At 41.2% G+C, this 10960-nt stretch carries 7 protein-coding genes; 5 read left to right on the forward strand and 2 right to left on the reverse strand.

Annotated elements, in window-relative coordinates:
• Positions 1-161 precede the first annotated feature (161 nt).
• The 4 genes from HWQ38_RS14360 (at position 162) to HWQ38_RS14375 (ending at position 8619) form a co-directional block, all read left to right on the forward strand.
• Entirely contained in the window at positions 162-4919 is a 4758-nt protein-coding gene (locus tag HWQ38_RS14360) for a PfaB family protein (RefSeq protein WP_292794597.1), read from the forward strand.
• Between the two features lie 279 nt (positions 4920-5198).
• Positions 5199-6872 carry a PfaD family polyunsaturated fatty acid/polyketide biosynthesis protein gene (locus tag HWQ38_RS14365; RefSeq protein ID WP_292794598.1) on the forward strand — a complete coding sequence of 558 codons (1674 nt, stop codon included), beginning with the start codon at positions 5199-5201 and terminating at the stop codon, positions 6870-6872.
• A gap of 2 nt (positions 6873-6874) precedes the next feature.
• Positions 6875-8389 (forward strand): thioester reductase domain-containing protein, encoded by a 1515-nt coding sequence (locus HWQ38_RS14370; protein WP_292794599.1) that lies wholly within the window; start codon positions 6875-6877, stop codon positions 8387-8389.
• Between the two features lie 44 nt (positions 8390-8433).
• On the forward strand, positions 8434-8619 hold the full coding sequence (locus HWQ38_RS14375; RefSeq protein WP_292794601.1) for a hypothetical protein: 186 nt from the start codon (positions 8434-8436) through the stop codon (positions 8617-8619).
• A 325-nt stretch (positions 8620-8944) separates the two neighbouring features.
• On the opposite strand, the gene HWQ38_RS14380 is transcribed toward HWQ38_RS14375, so the two are convergent.
• The gene (locus HWQ38_RS14380) at positions 8945-9091 is read right to left on the reverse strand and encodes a hypothetical protein (RefSeq protein ID WP_292794603.1); all 147 of its coding nucleotides are present in this window, start codon (positions 9089-9091) and stop codon (positions 8945-8947) included.
• A gap of 124 nt (positions 9092-9215) precedes the next feature.
• Between HWQ38_RS14380 and HWQ38_RS14385 the strand changes: the two genes are divergently transcribed.
• The gene (locus HWQ38_RS14385; RefSeq protein WP_292794604.1) at positions 9216-10019 is read left to right on the forward strand and encodes an SDR family oxidoreductase; all 804 of its coding nucleotides are present in this window, start codon (positions 9216-9218) and stop codon (positions 10017-10019) included.
• A gap of 130 nt (positions 10020-10149) precedes the next feature.
• On the opposite strand, the gene hetI is transcribed toward HWQ38_RS14385, so the two are convergent.
• Positions 10150-10860: a 4'-phosphopantetheinyl transferase HetI gene (gene hetI / locus HWQ38_RS14390; protein WP_292794606.1), complete on the reverse strand. Its 711-nt coding sequence runs from the start codon at positions 10858-10860 to the stop codon at positions 10150-10152.
• Between the last annotated feature and the right edge of the window lie 100 nt (positions 10861-10960).

A 10960-nucleotide genomic window follows, 5' to 3' on the forward strand; every position in this document is an offset into this window, starting at 1 on the left:
TGGGAGAAGGGGAGACGCTGCGCGAACAAGTCGGGCATTGCCCGCCCAACGCGCTACCTTGCTTTTGCGTGAGCTATTTCTTTTTTAAAGTTTGGGGAACAGCGTAAATCCTGCGTTTTAAATATCTCTTGCCTAATACCCAAACCTTAAGGATATAACTAGTGGAAAAAATAGCGATTATCGGATTATCATGTCTATTCCCCGATGCTAAAAACCCCGAAGAATTCTGGCAAAATATTGTTAGTCAAAAAGATTCGACATCCTCTGCAACAGTCGAAGAAATTGGAGTAGATCCGACAATCTTTCACAATCCAGTTAAAGGTACACCAGACAAAACCTATTCTCTCAAAGGCGGATACATCCGTAACTTTCACTTTAACCCTAGTGAATACAATCTGCCATCAGAATTTGTAGCTAGTTTAGATAACACCTTTAAATGGTCGTTGTATACTGCTAAACAAGCAATTGTGCATAGTGGTTATTGGGATAATCAAAGTGTTCTCTCAAAATGTGGTGTAATTTTAGGTAATTTGTCATTACCGACGAAATTATCTAATCAATTATTATCTCCCATTTACCAGAAAACTATTACCCCTGCTGTCAGAGAACTTTTGCAGTATGAAGACTTTGATTTAGCTGTCCCAACTACAACTAAAGCCTCTTTGTACAATGCCCTGATATCTGGCTTACCTGCATCTATCATTGCTCAAGCGCTATCTTTATCCCAGATTAATTTATGTCTGGATGCGGCTTGTTCATCATCATTTTATGCTATTAAATTAGCATCTCATTACTTATGGTCACACAAAGCTGATGCCATGTTAGCTGGAGCCATTAGTTGTGCAGATTCGCTATTCGTGCGGATGTTATTTTCTGGTGTTCAAGGGTATCCAGAAAATGGTATCAGTCGCCCCTTAGATAAGTCCTCTAGAGGGCTAATTCCCGCCGATGGTGTTGGGATGGTGATGTTGAAAAGATATTCAGATGCCATTAGAGATGGTGATAATATTCTCGCAACCATCTGCGGTAATGGGCTTTCAAATGATGGTAAAGGTAAGCACTTACTGAGTCCGAATCCTAAAGGACAAATCCTAGCTTTTGAACGAGCCTATAATGAGGCGGAAATTAGTCCAAAAAATATCGATTATCTAGAGTGTCATGCTACTGGCACATTACTAGGAGATACAACCGAATTCAATTCCATAGAAACCTTCTTTGGTCAAAACCAAGCTGCACCTCTGGTTGGTTCTGCTAAGGCAAATACTGGTCACTTGCTAACTGCTGCTGGCATGGTTGGCTTGACTAAGGTGATTTTGAGTATGTCGCATGGTGTAATTCCACCGACCATGAATGTTTCTGAACCTTTAACTTCAGACAAAAGTACAATTTCCGCCGATAAAATTGTTAGAACGGCTACAGCATGGCCAAATAATAACGCATCAATTAAACGGGCAGCTATTAGTGCTTTTGGTTTTGGCGGCACTAATTCTCACCTGATTTTAGAACAAGGAAATACAGCACAATCAGTTGAATCAACTCCACCTGTTCTACCCGTAAAAGTCGCCATTATCGGCATGGATGCCTTTTTCGGTAACTGCAATGGCTTAGATGCTTTTGAACGCAGTATTTATGATGGAACACAACATTTTACTTCCCTACCGCCTCAAAGATGGCACGGTATAGAAAATCAAGAAAATATCCTGAAAGAGTACGGGTTAGCAGATGGTAAAGCACCAATAGGGGCATATATCAAAGATTTTGAAATCGATACTTTATCGTGCAAAATCCCACCGAATGAAATCGAAAAATTAAACCCACAACAATTATTGCTCCTGAAGGTGAGCGATCGCGCCGTGAAAGATGCGAAACTACAGGAGGGCAGCAATGTGGCAGTGATTGTCGCGGCTGAGACAGAGTTTTCCGTACATCAGCTACAACAAAGATGGAATCTATCTTGGCAAGTTAAGGACGGCTTACTCAACCAAGGAATTTCTTTACCTGCTGAAGAACTGGCGCGACTGGAAACCATTGTCAAAGATAGCATTCACCAACCTGTAGAAATCGGCGAATATGTGAGTCACATCGCCAACATTATGGCGAGTCGAATTTCTGCTTTGTGGAATTTCACTGGCCCGGCATTCACCATTAGCGCTGGCGAAAATTCAGCCCTCAAAGCGTTGGAAGTTGCACAAATGCTACTCGCTACAGGTGAAGTTGATGCAGTCGTTGTTGGTGCTGTAGATTTGTCCGGTGGTGTGGAAAATGTCTTGTTTCGTAGCCAATTTGCGCCAATTAATACGGGTGTGAATACGTTGGGTTATGACCAACAAGCAAATGGCTGGACGGTTGGCGAAGGTGCGGGTGCTGTCGTCCTCAAGCGCTACGAAGCTGCTAAGGAAGACAATGAACGCATCTATGCAGTCATTGATGCCATGAGTTTTGCACAAGGTAATTCTACTTTGGGTAATACTCAGGTCAAACCTGATGCTTCAGCTATCAGCAATGTCTGCAAACAAGCTTTTCAGATGGCAGATATTCAACCCACAGAGGTTAACTATGTAGAAGTTTTCGGTAGTGGCGTTTCCCAGCAAGATGAAGCCGAAATCACAGGTTTACTCCAAGCTTATCCGAAAGTAGGAAATGGTCTGCACTGTGCATTGGGCAGCGTCAAAGCGAATATTGGTCACACCTATACAGCATCGGGAATCGCTAGCTTAATCAAAACCGCTCTCTGTCTTTATTACAGGTATATTCCCGCCACACCCAAATGGTCTGGTGTCAAAACACCGCAAGTATGGGAAGGTAGTCCCTTCTATGTGGCAATGGAATCAAGACCTTGGTTTGTCGATAAAGACGCCACACGCAGAGTAGCAGCAATTAATAGCATGGGTATAGATGGCAGTTACGCCCATTTAATCTTATCGGAAGAACCCAGCCAAGAGGAGCGCGACAACAGATATTTGCAACAAATGCCTTTTCATCTGTTTCCTATAGCAGTTAGCGATCGCTCCACTATACCCGATTTACTTAACCATCTCCAAAAATCCATTGAAGTTAGTTCTTGTTTATCAGCTACCGCTAGCCAAACATTCGCTACCTTTGAGCAGCATTCTGAGCCTAAATACGTCTTATCAATCACAGGACGTAATAAAAAAGAACTACTCAAAGAAATTGAATCAGCCCGTAAAGGTGTAAACAATGCCTTTGAGAACGGCACAGATTGGCAAACACCAATAGGAAGTTATTTTACAGCTAAACCATTGGGTAAAACTGGAGCAGTTGCTTATGTTTATCCCGCAGCAGTCAATTCTTATATTGGCATTGGTCGCAGTGTCTTTCGTTTATTTCCGAAAGTTTTTGAGGACTTAAAAAGTAACAATCTCTACAACCGGGCTGCCGATGTTGAAAAGCTAGTTTATCCCAGAAGTTTACCTAAATTGACAATTAGGCAACTAGAAACACTCGAAAAACAATTGTTAGATGATTCCCTGGCAATGTTTGAAAGTGAAATCGCCTTTGCTAGATACATGACGGCAATTTTTCGAGATGATTTTCAAGTTAAGCCACAATCCGTTTTTGGGTATAGTTTGGGTGAAACCAGTATGATGGTTGCCCAAGGAGTTTGGAGTGATTTTGAGGGCGGAAGTAACACCTTAAACTCATCACCTTTATTTGGCGATAAGTTATCTGGCCCTAAAAATGCTGTGCGTGAATATTGGGGATTAACAGATTCACCAAGTTCACAAAACAACAATTTGTGGAATACCTATGTTCTCATGGCTAGTCCATCCCAAGTTAGAGAATGTCTCAAACATGAGAATCGTGTTTATCTAACTCAAATTAATACACCAGAAGAAGTATTAATTGCTGGTGATGATGCAGCCTGTAAGCGAGTGATTACAACTTTAGGTTGCAACGCTTTCCCCGCTCCCTTCGACCATGTTATACATTGTGAGGCGATGCGATCGCAGTACGAGGAAATCAAGAAGGTAAACACTTTACCATCGCAAACTCTCCCAGATATTGTTTTTTACTCTGCCGCCGATTATCAACCGATCGCACTTGAAAGTGATGTCATCGCGCATAACATTGCCAAAGGATTGTGCCAAGAGCTTGATTTTCCGCGATTAGTTAATCGTGTCTACGATGATGGTGTCCGAATATTTGTAGAAGCAGGTGCTGGTAGTGTTTGTTCACGATGGATTGATAAAATTCTCGACAAAAAAGAACACATCACAGTTTCTCTGAATCGTAGAGGGATGCATGACCATGCTTCAATGGTCAAAGCATTAGCAAAACTACTCAGTCATCAAGTGAACGTGGATTTATCACCACTGTACAGCAAACCCCAAGAAACCACTAATCAAAATAAAGCAACATTGAGAACAGTTACCTTGGGCGGAAAATCAATTGCCACTGCTATTTTGAGCGACGGAAATCGCAAACTTGTGGAAGATTTCGCTGGCGATCTTAGGAGCGATCGCTTCAAAAAACAGCATCCAAACATACCTAATCTCCAACAATCTGAAATCACAGATTCTCTTAACACTTCCAACCAAATAACCCAACAAGAAAATTATTCCCCTAATATCTTGCCTCAGTCAGAAGAAGTAAAACCGAAAAATATCATTGATAACGTTTTTGAAATGAGAGAACAATTACAATCTTCTGAGTCAAGCGCAATTGGGAAGCAAATTTCTCTTTCTTCGCCACCTGTCATCACTCAAAAAATTAGTAGCATCATCAGCATGTTCGATTTAAATAAGACTCAGTATCAAAAGCTCAATGCTAATAATTCAAAGATAACCAAAGCGCACACAGCTTTTTTACAAGCGAGACAAGATTATAGTCAGCAAATGAGCGAAATCATTCAATTGCAACTAACTTGCGCCCAAAACTTGCTTAACGACGAATCCTGATAATAGTCTACATCTAACTTTTCATGTCATTTGGAAAAACCAATAAAAAACCTAACGCCCTAGCCCCCTTCCCTTGTAGGGAAGGGGGAAAATTCAAAGGCTCTCCCCTAGAAGGGGAGAGGAATGGAAGTAAGGTTTTTTAGATGCTGTGAAAAGTAAGGAGTCTACATACTTCAACCATCAATGTCCTTGGGGAAGAGAAAAGGTTAATCGGTAAAAGGAAAATATTTCTTCCCCACTCCCCACTCCCCTTCTTTAGTAATCCGAGGGATAACTGCCGTGACAACCGTAGATACGGTACTAAGTAAACACGATAATGGTCTTAATTTCTCTGCTTGGTCTTATAACAAAAACCAGGTTTGGAAAGGTTCTTTAGAAACTGTATCTTTTGAGCAACAAACCATCAAAAATAAATTGATGGTATTAGATAAACCCTGCTACATCGTGAAAGTTGCCGGAAAAATCGGTGTCACTAATGAGGGGTATTTGTCCCCTGGTGATAATGGCACAACAGCACAAGTAGAACTGCTAACATTTGCCGCACCAATCCGTATTCAACAGTTTGGAGATCCGAATTTTCTCTCCTCTCATGGAGTTAAATATGCCTACGTTACTGGCGCAATGGCTGGCGGAATTGCTTCCGAAGAAATGGTCATTGCACTCGGAAAAGAGCAAATTTTGAGTTCCTTTGGTGCAGGTGGTTTAACTCCAGACCGTTTGGAAGCAGCCATAAATCGTATTCAAGAAGCTTTACCTCAAGGGCCCTATGCATTTAATTTAATTCACAGTCCTAACGAACCTGCGACTGAACGTCGGGCTGTGGATTTATACCTCAAATATCAAGTGAGAACAGTAGAAGCATCTGCATTTCTCGATTTGACCCCCAACATTGTCTATTACCGTGTTGCTGGATTGGGGTTGAATAACGCCAATCAAATTGAAATCAAAAATAAAGTCATTGCCAAAATTTCTCGCCGAGAAGTTGCTACTAAATTTTTGCAACCAGCACCAGCCAGAATTCTCAAAGAACTTCTTGAACAAGGATTAATTACTGAGTTACAAGCAACCCTTGCCGCTAAAGTTCCGATGGCTGATGATATTACCGTCGAAGCTGATTCTGGAGGTCATACAGATAACCGTCCCTTGGTTTGTTTGTTACCTTCTATTATTGCCTTGCGGGATGAAATTCAAGCACAATATCATTACCAAATACCGATTAGAATCGGAGTAGCAGGGGGAATTGGTACACCACAATCAGCATTAGCAGCCTTTATGATGGGTGCTGCTTATATAATGACCGGCTCAATTAACCAGTCATGCGTTGAATCTGGGGCTTGTGAACATACCAAAAAATTATTAGCTCAAGCCGAAATGGCTGATATGATGATGGCCCCAGCAGCAGATATGTTTGAAATGGGAGTCAAATTGCAAGTTCTCAAACGGGGTACGATGTTCCCCATGCGATCGCAGAAATTATTTGAACTCTATCGCGCTTATAATTCGATTGAAGAGATTCCTTTGGCAGAAAGAGAGAAATTAGAAAAACAAGTTTTTCGCAAAACTATTGCGGAAGTATGGGAAGGGACTGCGGCTTATTTGTCCCAAAAGAATCCTGAGAAATTGGGTAAAGCAGTTAATAATCCTAAACTGAAAATGGCGTTGATTTTCCGCTGGTATTTAGGATTATCTTCTCGGTGGTCTAGTTCTGGTGAAAAAGGTAGAGAAGTCGATTATCAAATTTGGTGTGGCCCGGCAATGGGCGGTTTCAATGACTGGGTACGGGGTTCCTACCTCTCTGAAGCAAATAATCGTCAGGTAGTTGATGTTGCTAATCAAATTATGACTGGTGCAGCCTTTTTGTATCGTGTCCAAAATTTGAAAATTCAAGGACTGCAAGCTTCTGATTATTACAGTCAGTATCACCCTATTCGTTCAACATTGTTGGAGATTTGAAAATGACTATAAAACAGTCTTTCACCGCAGGCGATATTCAAGTATTTTTGATATCTAACTTAGCTGAATTGCTAAAAGTATCAACTGATGAAATAGACATCAAAGAGCATTTAGAAAACTATGGTTTGGATTCAGCCCAAGCAATGATTCTAATAAGCAAATTAGAGAAATTGCTAGGATTTCAACCATCTCCATTGCTTCTGTGGCACTACCCAAATATTGAAGCTCTTTCACAGCGTTTATCTGAAGAAGTGCAAGAAGATTCACCGATTCAAAAGACAGGTGTGACATCTTCTAATGCCAACGCTGCCCCCTCTGTTCTAGATTTAAGTGCTGAGGCTGTTCTTGACCCCACCATCCATCCTGGTGCTGCATCTAATCTGCCTGTAGGTGAACCGAAAAACATCTTTTTAACTGGAGGAACAGGTTTTTTAGGAGCTTTTGTCATCCGGGAATTGCTACAACAAACTAATGCGGATATCTATTGTTTAGTGCGTGCTGCCAATGCCGAAGAAGGCAAAAGCAAACTCCAAAAAAATCTGCAACAGTATGCAATTTTGCAGGAAGAATTTAACTCCAGAATTATTCCAATTGTCGGCGATTTATCTCAGCCATTGTTAGGCGTTGGCTCTGAACAGTTTCAATTTTTAGCTGCCAATATTGATACTATATATCATAGTGGTGCTTTGTTGAATTATGTCTTTCCATACTCAGCATTGAAGGCAGCCAATGTTTTAGGAACTCAAGAAGTTTTGAGATTGGCTTGTCAAATTAAAGTCAAACCTGTACATTACGTTTCTAGTGTTGCTGTTTTTGAATCGACTGCTTATGCGGGTAAGGTTGTTAAAGAGCAGGATGAATTCAATCATTGGGAAGGTATTTATCTTGGTTACTCACAAACTAAATGGGTAGCTGAAAAATTAGTAAAAATTGCTCGTGACCGTGGACTTCCTGTCACTATCCACAGACCGCCGCTGATTTCAGGTGATAGCAAAACCGGCATTTGTAATACACATGACTTTATCAATTTGATGACTAAGGGCTGTCTACAAATGGGATATTTCCCTGATGTAGATTATATGTTGGATATGTCTCCTGTGGACTATGTAAGTAAAGCCATTGTTTATCTATCACGGCAAAAAGAATCCATAGGTAAGGCTTTTAATTTACAACATCCCCAACCTGCCGCTTTGAAAATGCTAGTTGAATGGATACGCTCTTTTGGTTATTCAATTGAGATGATTCCATATCAAAAATGGCAAGCTGAGTTAATCAATAATGTGTCTTCTGTGGATAACCCTTTATACACTCTGCGACCATTTTTACTGGAGCGCTGGTCTGATGAACAAGTGACTATTCCTGATTTGTATTTACAAGCTAGAAGACCCCATATTAGTTGCGAAGATACCCTGATTGCACTAGCAGATAGTTCTATTGTTTGTCCTCCCATTGACTCTCAATTGTTTATGACTTATACCGCCTACTTAATTCAAAGCGGTTTCTTAAATATCGCTTAGGAACTCACAACTTGCGTAGGGTGCGTTACAGCTTCTGTAACACAATGCCAATTGCTACAACAGATAGCGAAGCTCCTTCGAGTCATCGAGTGTCGGGAACCTCCCTTCGGGTGACGCTCTCTACGAGACGCTACGCGAAGGGAGAAGACCGGACTGCCGACGCTCGCGGACTCGCTACCGCTACGCTAACACCGCAACGCACTGGCTCCCCTACCAAACATTTTGTTTAATCTATGTTCTTTAAGACTCACTACTACTTAATAGCCAACATTTAAGATGCCAGCTAACAAATCATACACCAATAGAGGCAATCTAATTGTCCTGTTTTTTGATGCTCACAAATGTAAATTTTTAGAACTTACACCTTGACATAAACAATTGAGTATACAATGGTTAGTGTCAGCCATAAAAGTTTGATTTTACCCACTCTTGTGAGTAATCAAATACGTGTAAAAAGAGCGATGTCTGACGACAAGCCGCTACACGTCTACGCTAGCAGTGGGACATAACCAAATTTTCTGGATTCTCAACTTTGACGAAGCATAAGTCCTAAATTTACGTTTGTCCTGCTATATCTAGCAAGCTCAAGGCGATGCCTACGGTGGTCACTGATGTCGTTCGCGCAGCGTCTCGTAGAGAAGGGTCTCGTAGAGAAGGGTCTCGTAGAGAAGTGCGGGCTACGTCTACGCACCACACAAGCATTTGAAAGGGTTATAAACTCAAGACATTTCTCGTCGTTTCAGATATTACGCATACTTAATTGTAGAGCGAGAACCACTGTAAATCCAATGCAGCTTCATCAAGTTGAATTCACTAACCTTTTTACATGAACACAACACATCAAGGACAAAGTAAAAAAACTGCTCTTATTACTGGGGCAGCCGGTGGAATTGGCTACGAATTAGCATGTATTTTTGCTGCTCATGATTACAATCTTGTCTTAATAGACAGAAACGGGATAAAGCTTGTAGAAATTGCAGTTAAATTCCAAGAAAAATTTGGAAATGTTGTTACAACTATTATTAAGGATCTATCTATATCAACAGCTCCTGAAGAAATTTTCACAGAATTGCAACTCGCCAATATTAAGGTTGATGTGCTGGTAAATAATGCCGGATTTGGTATCTATGGATTATTTCACGAAACAGACCTAGCTGCTGAATTGGAAATGCTACAGGTAAATTTGGTGTGTCTCACCCATTTAACTAAGCTATTCGTGAAGGACATGGTAAAGCAAGGTGAGGGAAAAATATTAAACGTCGCCTCGGCTGCTGCCTTTCAACCAGGCCCTTTGATGGCAGTTTATTTTGCTACTAAAGCCTATATCTTATCTTTTTCAGAAGCGATCGCTAATGAATTAGAAGGTACAGGTGTCACTGTGACAGTTCTTTGCCCAGGCTCAACCGCATCTGCCTTTCATGAAAGAACAGGAATGGCTGACTCTAAGTTGCTCAAGGGTAAGAAGATGATGGATGCACAAACAGTAGCCGAAATTGGTTTTCGCGCCTTAATGAAGGGCAAAACCATTGTTATTCCTGGTTTGCTCAATAAAATACTGGCAAAAAGTGTCAGATTTGTACCCAGAAACCTAGTGACAAAAATTGTGAGAAGTATGCAGGAAGATAAGTAGGGGGCATAGGCCATTGGGCACTTGTACTGACTTGTACTGAGCGATGTCGAAGTAGCGTTGTCGTTGGCGCAGCCTCTCGTAGAGAAGTATTGGGCATTGGGGAAGAATGACTAATGACTAATGACTAGGATTAATACTGCCAACATTTTAAGTGCCAGCCAAAATTCTCTACCGCAACAGCAGCAACATAATTGTTAGCAGGTACTAGTTCAAAAAGACTCCAGCCTTCAGTTATCTGTAACTTGGCTGGTTCTGTGGGAGTTAGCGACACCTCAATTTGCTCTAACTGGGATAGTCCATCTCCAGTCGCTTTTAAATAAGCTTCCTTACAAGTCCAGTAACGGAAAAATATCTCTTGCTGTTGGTTGGGAGATAGCGATCGCAACATCTCATATTCTCTCGGTAAAAAGAATCGTTTGGCAAGAGCTTCTAAGTCAGACATCGGGCGAATATATTCTAGGTCTACACCAATTTGGCGAGTACAATTCACCGCACACAAACCCAACCCTTGGGAATGAGACAAGTTAAACGCCAGTCCAGTATCAGCAAATTTATCTGCTAATACTGGTTTGCCACGATGTTGATAATTAAACTCAACTTGTGACGGCTTGATACCCAAATAGTGACCTAATATAGTTCGCAGGATACCGCGACCAGCAATGAAATGCTGCCGATGCTTTGGAAAATAGAAGCGTTCAGCACGAGCCGTTTCGTCACTAGAAAGAGTTGCTGCAAAATTTTGCTGCTGTGGTTCTGGCTGGTCAAGGTCTATGCGCCAGACATGAATCTCATCCGGTAACAAAGTTAAATCTGTTGGTGTAGGTAGCCAGAGATGATTCATTATAATTCGTAATTCGTAATTAAAATTATTCCACTTAGAGGATGTCAGGACTTACGCAACTGGCACAATGCGATCGCTAACAAATAGTACTCTAGTACTA

Origin of the sequence: Nostoc sp. NMS7 (assembly GCF_017115085.1) — a bacterium.
In the GTDB taxonomy this organism is placed as follows: domain Bacteria; phylum Cyanobacteriota; class Cyanobacteriia; order Cyanobacteriales; family Nostocaceae; genus Nostoc.